This window comes from Pseudomonas sp. MF5691, assembly GCF_016405645.1.
Classification (GTDB): Bacteria; Pseudomonadota; Gammaproteobacteria; order Pseudomonadales; family Pseudomonadaceae; genus Aquipseudomonas; species Aquipseudomonas shahriarae.
The window spans coordinates 120,729-137,051 of record NZ_JAEKDC010000001.1; the positions used below are offsets into that span (position 1 = coordinate 120,729).

At 62.9% G+C, this 16,323-nt stretch carries 14 protein-coding genes; 8 read left to right on the plus strand and 6 right to left on the minus strand.

All coding sequences use genetic code 11. From position 1 onward, the window contains the following. Positions 1-83: 83 nt before the first annotated feature. The 4 genes from JFT44_RS00585 to JFT44_RS00600 all read left to right on the plus strand — a co-directional run bounded on the left by JFT44_RS00585 (position 84) and on the right by JFT44_RS00600 (position 6,569). Positions 84-2,453, plus strand: coding sequence for a 7TM diverse intracellular signaling domain-containing protein (locus tag JFT44_RS00585; RefSeq protein WP_198830279.1), 2,370 nt, complete (start codon positions 84-86; stop codon positions 2,451-2,453). Positions 2,454-2,541: 88 nt separating this feature from the next. Beyond that, positions 2,542-4,191 (plus strand): acyl-CoA dehydrogenase family protein, encoded by a 1,650-nt coding sequence (locus tag JFT44_RS00590; protein WP_120734188.1) that lies wholly within the window; start codon positions 2,542-2,544, stop codon positions 4,189-4,191. A 208-nt stretch (positions 4,192-4,399) separates the two neighbouring features. Further along, positions 4,400-5,863 carry an AMP nucleosidase gene (gene amn, locus JFT44_RS00595; RefSeq protein ID WP_057960680.1) on the plus strand — a complete coding sequence of 488 codons (1,464 nt, stop codon included), beginning with the start codon at positions 4,400-4,402 and terminating at the stop codon, positions 5,861-5,863. A gap of 70 nt (positions 5,864-5,933) precedes the next feature. Further along, positions 5,934-6,569 (plus strand): pseudouridine synthase, encoded by a 636-nt coding sequence (locus tag JFT44_RS00600; RefSeq protein ID WP_233098268.1) that lies wholly within the window; start codon positions 5,934-5,936, stop codon positions 6,567-6,569. Here the strand turns inward: JFT44_RS00600 and JFT44_RS00605 are convergent. Together JFT44_RS00605 and JFT44_RS00610 are read right to left on the minus strand one after the other, a co-directional pair. Further along, positions 6,564-6,773, minus strand: a complete 210-nt coding sequence (locus tag JFT44_RS00605; protein ID WP_057439039.1) for a DUF2788 domain-containing protein — start codon at positions 6,771-6,773, stop codon at positions 6,564-6,566. The genes JFT44_RS00600 and JFT44_RS00605 overlap by 6 nt on opposite strands. Before the next feature lie 209 nt (positions 6,774-6,982). Then, positions 6,983-7,462, minus strand: a complete 480-nt coding sequence (locus JFT44_RS00610; RefSeq protein ID WP_003176264.1) for an Lrp/AsnC family transcriptional regulator — start codon at positions 7,460-7,462, stop codon at positions 6,983-6,985. Between the two features lie 417 nt (positions 7,463-7,879). Here JFT44_RS00610 and JFT44_RS00615 point away from each other — a divergent pair, with 417 nt between their 5' ends. Beyond that, positions 7,880-8,863 (plus strand): DUF6515 family protein, encoded by a 984-nt coding sequence (locus tag JFT44_RS00615; protein ID WP_170044019.1) that lies wholly within the window; start codon positions 7,880-7,882, stop codon positions 8,861-8,863. Here the strand turns inward: JFT44_RS00615 and JFT44_RS00620 are convergent. Further along, positions 8,860-9,753: a cation diffusion facilitator family transporter gene (locus JFT44_RS00620; protein ID WP_057439024.1), complete on the minus strand. Its 894-nt coding sequence runs from the start codon at positions 9,751-9,753 to the stop codon at positions 8,860-8,862. The two genes, JFT44_RS00615 and JFT44_RS00620, sit on opposite strands and share 4 nt — an antisense overlap. A gap of 15 nt (positions 9,754-9,768) precedes the next feature. Beyond that, positions 9,769-10,188, minus strand: coding sequence for a hypothetical protein (locus tag JFT44_RS00625; RefSeq protein WP_057439025.1), 420 nt, complete (start codon positions 10,186-10,188; stop codon positions 9,769-9,771). A gap of 160 nt (positions 10,189-10,348) precedes the next feature. Here JFT44_RS00625 and hrpB point away from each other — a divergent pair, with 160 nt between their 5' ends. Next, complete coding sequence (gene hrpB, locus JFT44_RS00630) at positions 10,349-12,856, plus strand: ATP-dependent helicase HrpB (RefSeq protein WP_198830280.1); 2,508 nt, start codon at positions 10,349-10,351, stop codon at positions 12,854-12,856. A 138-nt stretch (positions 12,857-12,994) separates the two neighbouring features. Here the strand turns inward: hrpB and JFT44_RS00635 are convergent, their stop codons facing one another. Together JFT44_RS00635 and JFT44_RS00640 are read right to left on the minus strand one after the other, a co-directional pair. Next, the gene (locus JFT44_RS00635; protein ID WP_115129061.1) at positions 12,995-14,083 is read right to left on the minus strand and encodes an endonuclease/exonuclease/phosphatase family protein; all 1,089 of its coding nucleotides are present in this window, start codon (positions 14,081-14,083) and stop codon (positions 12,995-12,997) included. Between the two features lie 72 nt (positions 14,084-14,155). Continuing rightward, a complete protein-coding gene (locus tag JFT44_RS00640; RefSeq protein WP_198830281.1) occupies positions 14,156-14,818 on the minus strand; it encodes a YciC family protein in 663 nt (220 codons plus the stop codon). 169 nt (positions 14,819-14,987) lie between these two features. Between JFT44_RS00640 and JFT44_RS00645 the strand changes: the two genes are divergently transcribed. Both JFT44_RS00645 and JFT44_RS00650 read left to right on the plus strand, forming a co-directional pair. After that, positions 14,988-15,713: a DUF2076 domain-containing protein gene (locus JFT44_RS00645; RefSeq protein WP_198830282.1), complete on the plus strand. Its 726-nt coding sequence runs from the start codon at positions 14,988-14,990 to the stop codon at positions 15,711-15,713. Positions 15,714-15,833: 120 nt separating this feature from the next. Next, positions 15,834-16,310, plus strand: a complete 477-nt coding sequence (locus JFT44_RS00650; RefSeq protein ID WP_032861784.1) for an NYN domain-containing protein — start codon at positions 15,834-15,836, stop codon at positions 16,308-16,310. Positions 16,311-16,323: the final 13 nt, after the last annotated feature.

The window sequence follows — 16,323 nt, forward strand, 5'->3', positions numbered from 1 at the left end:
AACTTAAATGTATCGCCGGTGTACGTCATCTCAAAAGGAATGGGGGGCTTTTGACATAACCGGACAGGCCACGCTGGGGCTCTATGCGCTATTTGCTGATGTTTCTCTTGTGCGGGCTGCCCCTGTTGGCCGGCGCCGTCGAGTTCAATGAAACCACCCGAAGTCTTCCCCTGGGCCGGGTCATGCAAGTACTCGAAGATCCAAGCGGCAATCTCACCATCGCCGAGGCCCGTTCAGCGGCACTCGCCAGTCGCTACACCCCGCACGATAAAGACACCTTGAATGCCGGCTATTCGCGCTCGGCGTTCTGGCTCAAGGTCGACCTGCATTACCTGCCCAAGGATCCCGACGCCCTGCGCACCTGGCTGCTGGAGCTGGCCTATCCGCCCCTTGATCATCTTGAGTTGTACCTGCCCGAGGGTGACGGCGACTATCGCCTGGCCGGGCGTACCGGGGATGCATTGCCCTTTGCCAGCCGTGAGATTCGCCAGAACAATTACCTGTTCACCGTCGACTTCAGTGCGGGCGAGCAGAAAACCCTCTATCTGCGCCTGCAAAGCGAGGGTTCGATCCAGGCGCCGCTGACCCTGTTGTCGAGCACCGCCTACCTGGAAGATCAGCCGCTGCGCCTGTATGTGCTGGGCCTGATCTACGGTGTGCTGCTGGGCATGCTGGTGTACAACCTGTTTATCTACCTCAGCGTGCGCGATACCAGTTACCTCTACTACATCCTCTATATCGCCTCGTTCGGTATGTACCAGCTCTCGGTGAATGGCGCGGCCGTGGAGTATTTCTGGCCCGACAACCCCTGGTGGGCGAATGCGGCGACGCCGTTCCTGATCGGCGCCTCCGCGTTGTTCGGCAGCCTGTTTGCCCGCAGCTTCCTGCACACTGCTCTCTACAGCCGCTGGCTGGACCGGGTGCTGCTGGTGCTGGTGGGGACGGGGGCGGTGGTGATGGTGTTGTCGCTGATGACCAGCTACGCCCTGGCCCTGCGCCTGGCGACCGCGCTAGCCCTGGTTTTCACCGTGACCATCTTTGTCGCCGGGATCAAGGCCTGGTGCTGTGGCCAGCGTGTGGCGCGGTATTTCATCATCGCCTGGTCGGCGTTCCTGATCGGCGGGGTGATCAACACGCTGATGGTGCTGGGCTACCTGCCCAATGTGTTTCTCACCATGTACTCCAGCCAGATCGGCTCGGCCATTGAAGTCGCCCTGTTGTCCCTGGCCCTGGCCGACCGGATCAACGCGATGCGCGAACAGCAGGCGCAAATCCTGTTTGATGCCAGCCAGAAACTGGAAGTGCTCAACCAGCAACTGGCCCACAGCAACCAGTTGAAAGACGAATTCCTCGCGACCCTGACCCATGAACTGCGCACCCCGATGAACGGGGTGATTGGGTCGTTGGAACTGATGCAGACCGAGCCTCTGGCCGGCGACCTGGCGCAGTACCAGCAAACCGCCGCCGGCTCTGCGCGGGACATGATGCGCATGGTCAATGGCATCCTCACCCTCACCGAGTTGCAAGCCGGTCGCCTCAGTGTGCAACCGCAGGTGTTCAGCCTGCGCGGGGTACTTGATACCTTGCGTCAGCAGTTCCTGGGCAATGCCCAGAGCAAGGGGTTGGCGTTCTCCATCGACGTGGCGAGTGAGTTGCCGGATCGCCTGGACGGCGATGCAGGCAAACTGATGCAGTGCCTGGAATGCCTGCTGGATAACGCCTTCAAGTTCACCCACGACGGTGCGGTGCGCGTGCGCGTAGTGGGCCTGCCCCAGGCGGATGGCCATTTGCATCTGACGTTTATTGTTAGCGACTCCGGGATTGGCTTTGCGCAACTGGATGAGGCGACCCTGTATCAGCGCTTCTTCCAGGTGGACGGCTCGACCACCCGCGAATATGGCGGCCTGGGCATTGGCCTGGCGATCTGCCGGCAGTTGATTGAGTTGCTCGGCGGGCGCCTGACCCATCATTCCGAACCGCGTAAGGGCAGCCGATTCCAGCTGGAGGTGGCCGTTATCGCGGTGCCGCCGGAGCCGGCCCGGGCCGTGGACCTGCACCGCGCGCCACAAGACTGCACGGTATTGCTGGTGGAGGACAACTGCGTCACCCAGTTGGTCTTGCGTGGCATGTTGCTCAAGCTCGGTTACCGGGTGAAAGTCGCGGACAGTGGCCCCATGGCCCTGGCGATGCTGCAGGAGGGGGCGTTTGATGCGGTGTTGCTGGATGTGCCCGAAGATGGCTTCTCCCTGTGCTGCCAGATCCGGGCCTTGCCAGGGTGCGGCGAGCTGCCGGTGATCGCCCTGAGCGACGCCCTGCAAGGCAGCGCCCGCCAGCATTGTCACGGCGTCGGCCCGACCGAGCAGTTGCTCAAGCCGGTGCGTTTCGAGCTGTTGCAAGCCGTGTTGCAGCGCCGCCTGCTGTGCCCGTTAGAGGGTGAAAGCGCCGGAAGTTAGGCGCTTATGCCACTTTTTTAAGCGCAGTGACGATGCTTAACTGAATTCAAGGCCTCAATCAACGCGGCCTTTTATCAGGAGGCCCGTCATGAATCTGCACCAGTTCGCCGAAACCCACGACGTTACCAACCAGCCACCGTCACTCGATGGCGCCAATTTGTATCGCCTCGACCTGCCCTTGCAGGAGTGGTCGCTGCGCTTTGGGGCAGGCTGGGCCGAGGCCCGCATCGACGCCTATGGCGCCTTGGCGGGTGGGCCGCTGATGGCGGCGGGGTTCCTGGCGAATCAGAACAAGCCGGTGTTCAACAGCCATGATCGCTATGGTCACCGCATTGATCTGGTGGAGTTTCATCCGGCCTATCACGAACTGATGCGCACCGCCGTCGAGCATGGCCTGCCGTCGCTGCCCTGGGCCCATCCCCAGGCGGGCGCCCATGTCGCCCGCGCGGCCATGACCTACCTGCATAGCCAGGCCGAAGCCGGCACGGGGTGCCCGCTGACCATGACCTTCGCCTGCGTGCCGGCCCTGCGCCTGCAGCCGGATCTGGCTGACACCTGGCTGCCGAAAATCCTCAACACTGAATACGACCCGCGCAATGTCGGCATCGCCCATAAAGCCGGCGCAACCATCGGCATGGCCATGACCGAGAAACAGGGCGGCACCGATGTCCGGGCCAATACCACCCGCGCCTACCCCGTGGGCGCCGGCGGCCCAGGTCAACCCTATGAGCTGGTGGGCCATAAGTGGTTCTGTTCGGCGCCGATGTGCGACGCCTTCCTGACCCTGGCCCAGACTGACAAGGGTTTGACCTGTTTCCTACTGCCCCGGCAGCGCCCGGACGATACGCGTAACCAGTTCTATATCCAGCGCCTGAAAAACAAGCTCGGCAACTGCTCCAACGCTTCCAGCGAAGTCGAATTCCGTGGCGCCCTGGCGTGGATGGTCGGCGAAGAAGGCCGTGGCGTACCGACCATTATCGAGATGGTGGCCATGACCCGTTTCGACTGCATGGTTGGCTCCAGTTCCTTGATGCGTCAGGCGCTGACCCAGGCCAGCCATCATTGCGCCCATCGTTTGGTCGGTGGCCGCGTGCTCAGTGAACAGCCGTTGATGCAGAACGTGCTGGCGGACCTGGCCCTGGAAAGTGAAGCGGCCCTGGCCTTGAGCCTGCGCATGGGCCGGGCGCTGGACCATCTGGCCGATGAGCAGGAAGCCAAGTTCGCGCGGCTGGTGACGGCGGTGGGCAAGTATTGGATCTGCAAGCGTGCGCCGGCGATGATCAACGAAGCCGCCGAATGCATGGGCGGCGCCGGCTATGTCGAGGACAGCATCCTGCCGCGCCTGTACCGTGAGGCGCCGGTCAATTCGACGTGGGAAGGTTCCGGCAACGTGCAATGCCTGGACGTGCTGCGGGCCTTGTCGAAAGAGCCCGGTGTGCTGGAGACATTGTTTGTCGAACTGGGCGATGGGCATGGCGATAAACGCCTGGCCCGACATATCGAGCAATTGAAGTCGGCGTTTATGGACACCCAGGATATCCAGTACCGGGCGCGGCAGTTGACCGAGGATATTGCCGTGGCCCTGCAGGCCAAATTGCTGCTGGAGGCGGGCAATGCCAGTGTCAGCGATGGGTTTATAGCCAGCCGCTTGGGCGAGTCGTCGGGGCGGGTATATGGCACCTTGCCACGAGGCGTGGATGTGCAGGCCATCGTCACCCGCTCAACTCCGTCTCTCTGAATAAACCCTGTAAAAAATGTGGGAGCTGGTTTGCCTGCGATAGCGGTGGGTCAGCTACCTCTATATTGGCTGATCCGCCGCCATCGCAGGCAAGCCAGCTCCCACAGCGGTTGCATTGATCTTCAGTGGGCATTCCAATTCAGAGTTTGCGTCTGGCAGCGATGCAGGCAAGATGACCTCCTGCATGTAAGAAAACAGGAAGCCTACCGTGACCGAAGCTTTTGTTGTCGTTCAAACCGCCGAAGAGGCCGTGGACCGGCTGGCGGCTCTGCATGAGCGTGCTACCGGAGCGCTCAACCAGGCCCTCAAGCAATACCTCAAGGATCGCGTCGAGCCCGACGCCGCACAGCGTGCTTTGTTTCGCTATCCGGAACTGCGCCTGACCTACCACTGCCACGGCGAAGTCCCACAGACCACCCGTGCGTATGCCAAGGTGCAGTTGCCGGGCACTTACAGCGTCACCGTCACCCATCCGTCAGCGTTTCGCAAATACCTGCTGGAACAACTGGTGCCGCTGATGCACGACTTCACCGTGACGGTGGAAGTGGGCGTCAGCCAGCAGAACATCCCTTATCCGTACGTGGTCGAGCAGGGCGATGAACTGGCCGGTTCCGGCGTAACGGCCGCGACCCTGGCACGGGTGTTCCCCAGCACCGACCTGTCTGCCGCCACCGATGGCATCGCCGATGGCCTTTATGACTGGGAAAACACCGACCCACTGCCCCTGGCACTGTTCGATGCGGCCCGCGTGGACTTTTCCCTGCGTCGCCTGGTGCACTACACCGGCAGCGACTGGCGCCATGTGCAGCCGTGGATTCTGCTGACCAACTACCACCGCTACGTCGACCAGTTCATCGTCCATGGCCTGGAACAGTTGCGCAGCGACCCACGCTTTATCCGCATGGTGTTGCCGGGCAATGTGATCATCGAAAAAGGCATGGACCATGGCGAAGCGTCTGCCATTGCCGCAGGCGTGGTCTGGCACCGTTATCAGATGCCGGCCTACCACTTACAGGCCAGTGACGGCCACGGCGTGACCCTGGTCAACATCGGTGTCGGCCCGTCTAACGCCAAGAACATCACCGACCACCTGGCGGTGCTGCGTCCCCATTGCTGGCTGATGATTGGCCACTGTGGTGGCCTGCGCCAATCCCAGACCATCGGCGACTACGTGCTGGCCCACGCTTATATGCGGCGCGACGGCATTCTCGACCGCGTGGTGCCGCCGAACATTCCGATCCCAGCCCTGGCCGAAGTGCAGATGGCATTGCAACAAGCGGCGGCTAACGTCACGGGCGAGAAGGGCGAGCAGCTGAAAAAGCGCCTGCGCACCGGTACCGTGTTGACCTACGACGACCGCAACTGGGAACTGCGCTGGGCCCAGGAGCGGCCGCTGATCAACCTGTCCCGCGCCGTGGCCGTGGATATGGAGAGCGGCACCATCGCCGCGCAAGGCTACCGTTTGCGGGTGCCTTACGGCACATTGCTGTGCGTGTCGGATAAGCCGTTGCACAGTGAAATCAAGTTGCCAGGTTCGGCCAACGCGTTCTATGAACGGGCCGTGAGCCAGCACTTGAAGATCGGTATCGAGGCGGTGGACTTGTTGCGCACCGAGCTCAACTCGTTGCACTCGCGCAAACTGCGCAGCTTTGACGAGCCGCCGTTCCGCTAAATAGCGGGGTGGTTATTTAACGGTCAGGCCACTAGCATGGTCGGTCCTGACCGTTAGATGTTCCATTGCCATGTCCCGTCCTGCAAGCCCTGACTCGCGCCGCCCTGGCGTGAAACCTCCCCATGCCGCTGCTCGCCGTGTCGCCAAGGCACCGCCGGCCGAGCCGAAGCTGATCCTGTTCAATAAACCTTTTGATGTGCTGACCCAGTTCAGTGACGAAGGCGGTCGCGCCACGCTCAAGGATTTTATTGATATCCCGGGCATCTACCCGGCTGGGCGCCTGGACCGGGACAGTGAAGGCCTGCTGCTGCTGACCAACGATGGCCAGTTACAGGCGCGGATTGCCGACCCCAAGCACAAACTGGCGAAAACCTATTGGGTGCAGGTAGAGGGCGAGCCCACCGAGGAGCATCTGCAACGTCTGCGCACCGGTGTGGAGTTGAACGATGGCATGACCTTGCCGGCTGAAGCCCGGCGACTGGACGAGCCGGCACTCTGGCCCCGCAACCCGCCGGTACGTTTTCGTAAAAACATCCCGACCTATTGGCTGGAGCTGGTGATTCGCGAGGGGCGCAACCGTCAGGTACGGCGCATGACCGCCGCCGTGGGCTTGCCGACCTTGCGTCTGGTGCGGGTGAAAATCGGCGACTGGTCGATTGAAGGCCTGGGCCAAGGCCAGTACCGCGAAGTGCCGGCGCGCTTATAAAGCCCCGGACTCGATCAGGCCGATCACCACGCTCTTGATGATAAACGCGGCCACGCCCAGGCCCAGCACGAAGAACAGAATCAGCGAGCCAAAGCGCCCGGCCTTGGATTTCTTCGCCAGGTCCCAGACGATAAAGCCCATGAAAATGATCAGGATGGTGACCAGGCCGGTCATCATCCATTCTTCAAACAGCACGGGGTCAATCGAATTCATTGGGCAGTTTCCGACAAAGGCAGGCGCGGAGTATAAGGCAAGGGGGCAGGTTCAAAGTTGACCTGCGTCGGTGCGTCGCACCCTGATGTCATTGCCTGAACATGGGCAAAAAGTGGCAGCTGGCTTGCCTGCGATAGCGGTGTGCCTGCAAGACCGCTATCGCGGGCAAGCCCGCTCCCACATGGGATGGGTGGGGCGTCTTAGGTCCGCAGGTGAGTCAACGGCAACTCCGTGCTGTTGAGCACCTGGTTCAGCACAAAGCTGGAGCGCACGCTGGTCACGCCCTCAATCCGGGTCAGGTGCCCCAGCAGCAGTTTTTGATAGTGATCCATATCCGGCACCACCACCTTCAGCTGATAGTCGGCATCCATCCCGGTGACCAGGCTGCATTCCAGCACTTGCGGCAAGGTGCGGATCGCCGCTTCAAAGTTCTCGAAACGTTCGGGCGTGTGTCGGTCCATGCCGATCAACACGTAGGCCGTGAGGCTCAGGCCAAGCATCTTGCGGTCGAGCAGGGCGACCTGGCGTGAGATGTAGCCGTCGTCCTCCAATTGCTTGACCCGGCGTGAGCAGGGTGACGGTGACAGGCCGATCCGCTCGGCCAGCTCCTGGTTGGAGATCCTCGCGTCGCGCTGTAATTCCGCCAAAATACTCAGGTCGTATCGGTCAAGTTTGCTCATGGGGCTGGCCTTTGTCGTAACTATTGCTGCGAATTATCTATCCAGGGTTAAAAATTGCGCAAGCACTGTTTATTGACGCAATCTTCGCAATCATCTGTCGGGCCCTCACGCCTATGATTACCAACAGAATCACTGCCCGGACATAGAGTCCACAGCAGCCCGCCCGATCAGGCCGGCTGCGGCCCGCCAACCCCACCGGGTTGTGCCGGCCCCCGGGCTGCACACTGTCCACAAGACGGCGTGAGGTGAGCCAACGTCATAAGCGTTGAGCCAGGACGAAGTTCTCAAGGGGCGACCGACGGGTCGCCCCTTTTCTTTTGCCGGCGAAAATTGTGCTGGTGACTGATAACCTGTCGCAGAACCGGGCCCGGCTTTTCCAGTCTCATGCACAGGCCCTAATCCGCAGTGAGGAATAGCATGAAGCGCATCTGGCGTTTGGCAGGTGTAGGTGTGTTGATGGTCACCTTGGGCACGCAGGTGATGGCCGACGAACGAGACAACGCACCCCGCCAGGGGCAAGGCCCGCAGGGCGGTGGTGGACCGCGTGAGCGGGGGCCGGAACACAGCCAGCCGCGCCCGCAAAACCAACCGGTAGAGCGCGCCGGCCAGAACGGCCAGTGGCAGGCTCGCCCTCAAGGTAATGAAGCGCCGCGCCCGGCACCGCAGGCGGGGAGCAATCTGCCGATCCAGGGCCGGCCCGATTCCGTGGGCCAGACCCAGGAGCCGCGCCAGGGCAACTACCGTGACATTCCCCGGCGCAATGATGGCAACCCGCATTGGCAAACCGGTGGCCCTGGCTCGCGGCCTGGCTACAACGGCCACCCCAATGATAACCGCTGGCCAGGCCGCCCCGACGGCCATGGCAACGGCTGGGGCCCCGGCCCGCAGTATCGGCCCGGCTACACGGTGGACCGCTTCCCCGACCGCAATTACCGTGTGCCCTATCGCGGCCAGGATTACTTTTTCTCGGGCGGCTATTGGTACCGGCCCCAGGGCCCGCGCTACGTCGTAGTCACGCCACCCTATGGGATCCGCGTGCATTACCTGCCGGACTATGCGCGGGAAGTGTGGGTCGGCAGTGCGCTGTTTTTCCTCGCCGCTGGCGCCTATTACAGCTACGAGACCAGCACCCAGCAGTACGTGGTGGTGCAACCGCCGGTGGCCATGCCGCCGCAGCCGACGCCCCAGGGCAACGGGTATGACGTAGTGGCCTATCCCGCCAATGGCCAATCTCCCGCCCAGGTGCAGCAGGACGGTTACGATTGCTATCGCTGGGCGGTGCAGCAAAGTGGCTTCGACCCCCAGACCGTCACCTACGCGCCTGCGCCGGCGGTGGTGCAAACCTACCGCCAGGCCCAGGGCAACTGCCTGAGCAGTCGCGGGTACCAGGTGACCTACTAGGCCTTGCTGCCCGTGACCACTTCCTGCGGGTCGGCGTGCACCAGCACCTCGGCCCGTGGGTAGGCCTGATGGATGGCATCGGCGGCCTGGTCGCTGATGCCATGGGCTACCGACAAGCTCAACTCCCCCGGCAACTCCAGATGCAACTGCACAAACCAGTGGTTGCCGGAAATCCGCGTGCGCAAATCATGGGCACCCAGTACGCCGGGCACGCTACAGGCCAGTTCCAGCATGTGCTGGCTGACGTCTGCCGGCAGTTCTTCGTCCATCAGCACGGCAAAGCTTTCCCGGGCGATCTGGATCGCGCTCCACAAGATGTACAGGGCGATCGCCAGGCCAAACCAGGCATCGACCTGATGCCAGCCGAAGGCCGCCAGCACCAGCGCCAATAGAATGCTGCCATTGAGCAGCAAGTCGGAACGGTAGTGCAGCGAGTCGGCGCGCACCGCGTTCGAGCCGGTTTCGCGGATCACCCGGTGTTGCACGGCCAGCAGCGCCACGGTCAGCACCAGCGACATCACAATCACTGCAATACTCAGCCAGGGCGCGCCCACGGGTTCCGGGTGCTGCAGGCGTTGGTACGCCTGGAAGGCGATCAATACCGCGCTGCCGGCGATAAACAGCGCCTGGGCCATGCCCGCCAGGGATTCCGCCTTGCCATGTCCGTAGCGGTGATCATCATCCGCCGGGCGCAGCGCGTAGTGCACCGCCAGCAGGTTGAGCAGTGACGTCACGCCGTCGAGCAGCGAATCGGTCAGCCCGGCCAACATGCTCACCGAACCACTGAACCACCAGGCGATGGCTTTGCCGATAATCAGAATACTGGCCACGCCGACCGAGGCGCGGGTGGCCAGGCGCAATAGCCGGGCGTGTTCGGTGCTGGTGTTCATGGGGCAATCAGGTCCTTACGCAGCAGGTTGCAGGCCGAGGGACGCGAGTTGTTGCACGCTGCCCTTGAACTGGATCAGGCGCGGGTCGTCCAGCGGCAGGTTGCGGCCGGTTTCGTGCTCGATGATGGTTTGCAGCTTGGTGTTATCCACCTTGCCGTCGGCGCCGATGGCTTCTTGCAGTTTTTCGGGGGCCACTTGTGCGGTTTTGCCGGGCTCGAAGTAAATTGCGCCGGTGGCGAAGTCCACGCCAAAGGCGATCAGGCCGGGGATCACATAAAACAGCAGGCCGACCGCGTCGAGCACGGCAATTGCCGGGTCGATCTTGCCGTCGATCTGGCCACGGCGATCAGGATAGAAAATCGAACCGCAGGCCGTCAGCTGGCTCAACAGGGTGACGGCCAGAACACCGCCGATGACACGGGAAGCAATACGCATGAGACTCTCCTGAACACTTGTAGGGTGTGACTATAAAGCAGATCTACCAGGTGCCACCCCTCTAATGTGGGAGCCCTTCCAAAGGGACATGGCCGCGCCTGAGAGAGCACCGATATCCAGCCGTTCGCCGTTATACTCGCCGCTCTGCTTTGGAGCCAGTATGAATTCGTTGCCAATCGATGATGTTTTACCCGCCTTGCGTGAAGCCTTGGCGACGCGCCATGAAGCCGTGCTCGAAGCACCGCCCGGCGCCGGTAAGACCACGCGGGTGCCGTTGGCGCTGTTGCACGAAACCTGGCTGGCCGGGCAAACCATCCTGATGCTTGAGCCCCGCCGGCTCGCCGCCCGCGCCGCAGCCGAACGCCTGGCCAGTGAGCTGGGGGAAAAGGTCGGGGAAACCGTCGGCTACCGGATCCGCCTGGACAGCAAGGTCGGCCCCAACACCCGTATTGAAGTGGTCACCGAAGGCATCCTCACCCGGCGCCTGCAGGATGACCCGGCACTGGATGGCGTGGGTCTGCTGATCTTCGACGAATTCCACGAGCGTAGCCTCGACGCCGACCTGGCGCTGGCCCTGAGCCTCAATGGCCGCGAGCTGTTTCGCGATGAACAACCGCTGAAAATCCTGCTGATGTCCGCCACCCTTGAAGGTGAACGCCTGTCGGGGCTGCTCGACGACGCGCCGATCCTGCGCAGTGAAGGGCGCATGTACCCGGTGCAGATGCGCTGGGGGCGGCCGTTCCAGCCTGGGGAATTTATCGAGCCGCGGTTGGTGCAGACCATTCTTGAAGCCCTGCACGACGAAACCGGCAGCGTGCTGGTGTTCCTGCCGGGGCAGGCGGAGATTCGCCGGGTCCATCAACAGTTGGCGGATGCCCTCGGTGAGCGCGGCGATGTGCTGCTGTGCCCGCTGCATGGCGAGCTTGACCTGGCAGCGCAGCGAGCGGCCATCGACCCGGCGCCGGCGGGCAAGCGCAAGGTGGTACTGGCCACTAACATTGCCGAGACCAGCCTGACCATCAATGGCGTGCGGGTGGTGATCGACGCCGGGCTGGCGCGGGTTCCGCGTTTCGACCCCGGCAGCGGCATGAGCCGTCTCGACACCCAGCGCATCTCCCGCGCCAGCGCCACCCAGCGTGCCGGCCGGGCCGGGCGGCTGGAGCCGGGCGTGTGCTATCGGTTGTGGTCCGAGGACCAGCATGAAGGGCTGGCGGCCTATGGCAGCGCGGAAATTCTCTCGGCAGACCTGGCCGGCCTGGCCCTGCAACTGGCGCGCTGGGGCGTGACGCCAGCACAATTGGTGTGGCTCGATGTGCCACCCACTGCCGCTTATGCCCAGGCCCAGGACTTGCTCGAACGCCTGGGGGCGCTCAAGGACGCGACCTTGACCCCCCACGGACAGAAAATGGCCAGCCTGCCGGCGCACCCGCGTATCGCCCATTTGTTGTTGCGCGGCCAGGACTTGGGGCTGGCGAACATGGCGTGTGATGTCGCCGCGCTGCTGGGCGAGCGCGACATCTTGCGCGGTGCCGGTGCGGATGTGCACAGTCGCCTGGCCTTGTTGTCCGGCGAGGAACGCGCCCGTGGTACTCAAGGCGGCGTACAGCGGGCCCGGCAATTGGCCCGGCAATATCGCGGCTATCTAAGAGGCAAGGCCGAACAGCCGGTGGCTGATCCCGATCACCCGCGCTGGCTGGGGGCGCTGCTGGCGCTGGCCTACCCGGACCGGGTGGCCCAACAACGCCGTGCGGGCGGTGCCGAATATCGTCTGGCCAATGGGCGCGCCGCGCTGTTTGCCGAAGCTGACAGCCTGATGAAGCAGCCGTGGCTGGTCATCGCCGACCTGGGCAGCCGCCAGGGCCAGCGTGAAGAGCGGATTTACCTGGCTGCAGACTTCGACCCGACGCTGTTCGACTCGGTATTGGCCGAACAGGTGCGCTCTTTCGACCAGCTGGATTGGGACGAGCGCGAAGGCGTGTTGCGTGCCGAACGCCAGCGCAAGGTCGGTGAACTGGTACTCAGCCGCGAGCCGCTGACCGGCCTGGACGAGTCCGCCCGCAGCCAGGCGCTGGTCAACCTGGTGCGGCGCAAAGGCCTGGAACTGCTGCCCTGGACCCCGGAGCTGCGCCAGTGGCAGGCCCGTGTCATGCTGCTGCGCCAACTGGACTCCGGCAAGCCCGGCGAATGGCCCGACGTCAGTGACAGCGCGTTGCTCGCCAGCCTGGAACATTGGCTGATGCCGTACCTGGGCAAGGTCTCGCGCTTGAGCCATTTCGCCAACCTGGATCTTTCCAGCTTCCTGCATAACCTGCTGCCCTGGCCGCTGCCCCAGCGCCTGGATGAACTGGCGCCCCATCATTTTAAGGTGCCTTCGGGCTCATCGGTACGCCTGGACTATAGCGAGCATCCGCCGATTCTCGCGGTGCGCCTGCAGGAACTGTTTGGCCTGGCCGATACCCCGCGCATCGCCGGTGGACGGCAGGTGGTGAAGTTGCACTTGTTATCGCCAGCGCGGCGTCCGGTGCAGGTGACCCAGGATCTGGCGAACTTCTGGCGCAGTACTTACGCCGAGGTGAAGAAGGATCTGAAGGGGCGGTATCCCAAGCATTACTGGCCCGATGACCCGTTGGTGGCAGAAGCGACCGCGCGGATCAAGCCGCGCAAGTAATCATGCTTAATATCTGAATGTGGGAGCTGGCCTGCGATAGCGATCTGTCCGCCAGAACCTGGCCAACTGACCCAGCGCTATCACAGGCAAGCCAGCTCCTACACCAACCCTATTCCACATCGGGTTGTGTGCTGTGGGCTATTGCGCGGCGGGCAGCAGGAACCGTGCAATCACCGGCAAATGATTGGAAATACGCAATGTATCGTCCTGCCGCACCCGCGCTTCAACCTTCTTCAGCCTCGGGCTATAGAACAGATAATCCACCGTACGGTCCGGCCCATCGAGGCCCGGGTCATTGGGGAAGTGGGTCAGCCACTGGGCGCGGTCGATCCCGCTGGATTGACTGTTGCTGGGGACCATCGGGTATTTATCCCACAACAGATGCAGCTCACTGTCCGGCGAATACTGCCCGCGTCTGTCGGCGTCCAGGCGCAGGAACTGCCCCAGGGGCAACAGATTGAAATCCCCGCCAATCAGCCACGGCGTGCCCCGGCTTTCGAATTTATCCAGCAGCTTGATGGTCGCCTCGACCTGCTCGCGCACCGCGCTGTGGCCGGGTGCGGCGTTGTCCAGGCGGGTGTTGAGCACCGCCAGTTGGCCGCCGTCGCTCAACGGCAGGTAACTGAGCAGCAGCGCGGGCTTGGGTTGGAACTGACGGCTGATCAGGTTGGCCGGGGCCACCGGCAGTTGCAGGCGTTCGGCATGTTCGATCTGGTAGCGGCTGAGGGTCACCAGCTTGCGGCCGACACTGCCGAAGATATGCCGGTCGGGCACAAAGTCGGCTTTCCAGTCGAAGGCCTCGACGCTGCACGGGTAGAGGTCCACCAGTCGCTCCTGAAGCAGCGCCAGTTGGTCCTGGTAGTGGGATGGCTTGGCGCCTTCGTCCAGTTCCTGCAGCAACAGTACGTCTGGTTGCTCGTCACGGATCACCCGCGCCACTTCGTCCAGGCTGGAGGCCATGTCTTCAGGGGTGGGGCGCTCGTCCGGGCCACTGCCGTCGGGGGTGTCGTACCAGAACACATAGTTCTTGCCCGCCAGGTATTGCACGTTCCAGGTCATCACCTTGAGTGCCTGGCCGGGCAGCAGCGTCGGCGCACGCGGGGCCACGCAGCTGACGGGTAGGGTCTGTTTGTCGGCGGGGCGCCAGGTCAGGCTGTAGATCAGGGCCGTCAGCAAGCCTGCGAGGATCAGCAGGCCTACCAGGGTTTTACGCAGTAAACGGGTCATCGGCTCGCCTTATGGCGCTGCGGGACAGGCCCCGAGCATACCCGACCGGTGGCCGGGAGCCCAGGGAGCACGTTAGCGAGCGTCGGCATCACCGGCGATCAGCATGAACAGGCGGAACAGCACTACGCTGGTAAACAGCTGCAAGAAGCTATGGGCACTGTCGATCAGCACCGCCAGCAGCGGGTTCTGCGGGTCGGGCCAGGCTGCGACGCTGGCACCCTTGAGCAGCCACAGTGGGGTCATCACGCACAACAGGCAGATCAGGATGCGCAGAAAATGCCCACGGGTCAGACGGAAACTTTCCTTCATCGCCGCCAGCGCGGGCATTCCGCGCAGCACCAGCAAGTACTCGGCGAAGGCCAGGGTGACCATCAGCCACAGCCCCGGCAGGAAGTACAACGACAGCCCCAGCAGGATCAGCAGGGTGCTCATGGCCGTCAGCAACGCGTAGCGTGGCCACAAGGTCAGCGCCATGGCCAGCACGGCGGCGGTGCGCGGCGACTCGCCACGGCTGCGGGCGTCGAGAAACAGGATCAGGGCGGCGGTGTACAGCGGATACACCAGCAAACCCACGATCATGCTGTAGCCGGTAAACGCCTCCGGGCCCAGGGTGCGATCAAGCACTTGTTGCAGCACGGCCTCCAGGATCACCAAGGGCAGGCACAACTGCACGATGGCGCCCAGGTTGCGCTGGAAAAAGTAGAAAGAGTCGCGCAGAACGGTCAACGGATTCATCAAAGTCATCACAGGCGGAAAAAGCAGCGGACACTTTAACCGATCACCGACAAACGTAAACCTTGGGTAAAGATCATTGAAACGCTGCGGGCCAGCCCCATTACTGGTGGCGTACCTTGCCCATTGCGGGCGGGACGCAGATTTTTACCGGCAATCTAACGAGGTCGCCATGAACAGCGAAGAGCAAACCCTGATCGACGGACTGTTTTCACGGTTGCAGCAAGCCGAAACGGACTCAGCCCCCCGCGACGCCCAGGCAGAAGCGCGGATCAAGGAGCACATCACTCGCCAACCGGCCGCCGGGTATTTCATGACCCAGGCGATTCTGGTGCAGGAAGCCGCGATCAAAAGCCTGGATGCGCAGAACAAGCAGCAGGCGCAACAGATCCAGCAATTGCAGGATGAACTGCAACGGGCCAAGACAACGCAGCCGGCCACCAGCGGTGGTGGGTTCCTGTCGAGCATCTTTGGCGGCAGCTCCCGCGAGCCGCAGCCTGCGCCGAGCGCGCCGGCCTCTGGCGCGGGTGGTTGGCGCGAGCCGACTCGGCCCGGCTTCAACAGCGCGCCGACGCCGCAACAGAGCTTTGGCACCCAGCAACAGAACTATCAGCAACCCCAGCAGGCGGCGCCCGCAGGTGGTGGTTTTCTTGGTGGCGCCCTGAAAACCGCCGCCGGGGTGGCCGGGGGGGTGATGCTGGCCCAAGGCATCAGCAGCCTGTTCAGCCACAACCAGCAGCCGCAGGTGGTGGAAGAGATCGTTCGCGAAGAGCCGGCGCCTGCCAGTGACAACGGCGGCTGGGGCAATGACGAGCAGCGTTTCGCTGACAATGACAGCGCCGACAGCGGTTATGCCGACGATTCTTCCTTCTTTGGCGACGACGACTCCTTCGTCTGACACCCACTGAACCGGGGCGCGCTGTCGCCCCGGTCTGATTTTTCTCGGAAACCTCCTCTTGGCTGGCATACTGGCGACCTTTGCGGGCCATCACGTCCGCCAGTGCGATGAGGATATACGGTGAAAAAAATTGCAGTGTTCGCCGATGTGCAGAACCTCTATTACACCGTGCGCCAGGCCTATGGCTGCCACTTCAACTACGCCGCCCTGTGGGCCGATATCAGCCAGCGCGGGCAGATCGTCGAGGCGTACGCCTATGCCATCGACCGTGGCGACAGCAAGCAGCAGCAATTCCAGCAGATCCTGCGCAACCTGGGCTTTACCGTGAAGCTCAAGCCGTACATCCAGCGCAGCGATGGCTCGGCCAAGGGCGACTGGGACGTGGGCATCACCATCGACATCATGGACGCCGCCGCCCATGTCGACGAAGTGGTGCTGGCCTCGGGTGATGGCGATTTCGATATGTTGCTCGACCGCATCATCCATAAACATGGCGTCGAAGCCGTGGCCTACGGCGTGCCGGGGCTGACGGCCAATTCGTTGATCCGCGCGGCCAGTCGCTACGTGCCTATCGAAGGCGCGTTGTTGCTCAAATAGATTTTCAGATGGG

What these genes read in the sequence shown, in the direction of transcription:
- JFT44_RS00585 (WP_198830279.1), top strand. Translation starts at nt 84, where the DNA reads ATGCGCTATTTGCTGATGTTTCTCTTGTGCGGGCTGCCCCTGTTGGCC.
- JFT44_RS00590 (WP_120734188.1), top strand. Translation starts at nt 2,542, where the DNA reads ATGAATCTGCACCAGTTCGCCGAAACCCACGACGTTACCAACCAGCCA.
- JFT44_RS00600 (WP_233098268.1), top strand. Translation starts at nt 5,934, where the DNA reads ATGTCCCGTCCTGCAAGCCCTGACTCGCGCCGCCCTGGCGTGAAACCT.
- JFT44_RS00610 (WP_003176264.1), bottom strand. Translation starts at nt 7,462, where the DNA reads ATGAGCAAACTTGACCGATACGACCTGAGTATTTTGGCGGAATTACAG.
- JFT44_RS00615 (WP_170044019.1), top strand. Translation starts at nt 7,880, where the DNA reads ATGAAGCGCATCTGGCGTTTGGCAGGTGTAGGTGTGTTGATGGTCACC.
- JFT44_RS00620 (WP_057439024.1), bottom strand. Translation starts at nt 9,753, where the DNA reads ATGAACACCAGCACCGAACACGCCCGGCTATTGCGCCTGGCCACCCGC.
- JFT44_RS00625 (WP_057439025.1), bottom strand. Translation starts at nt 10,188, where the DNA reads ATGCGTATTGCTTCCCGTGTCATCGGCGGTGTTCTGGCCGTCACCCTG.
- hrpB (WP_198830280.1), top strand. Translation starts at nt 10,349, where the DNA reads ATGAATTCGTTGCCAATCGATGATGTTTTACCCGCCTTGCGTGAAGCC.
- JFT44_RS00635 (WP_115129061.1), bottom strand. Translation starts at nt 14,083, where the DNA reads ATGACCCGTTTACTGCGTAAAACCCTGGTAGGCCTGCTGATCCTCGCA.
- JFT44_RS00640 (WP_198830281.1), bottom strand. Translation starts at nt 14,818, where the DNA reads ATGAATCCGTTGACCGTTCTGCGCGACTCTTTCTACTTTTTCCAGCGC.
- JFT44_RS00645 (WP_198830282.1), top strand. Translation starts at nt 14,988, where the DNA reads ATGAACAGCGAAGAGCAAACCCTGATCGACGGACTGTTTTCACGGTTG.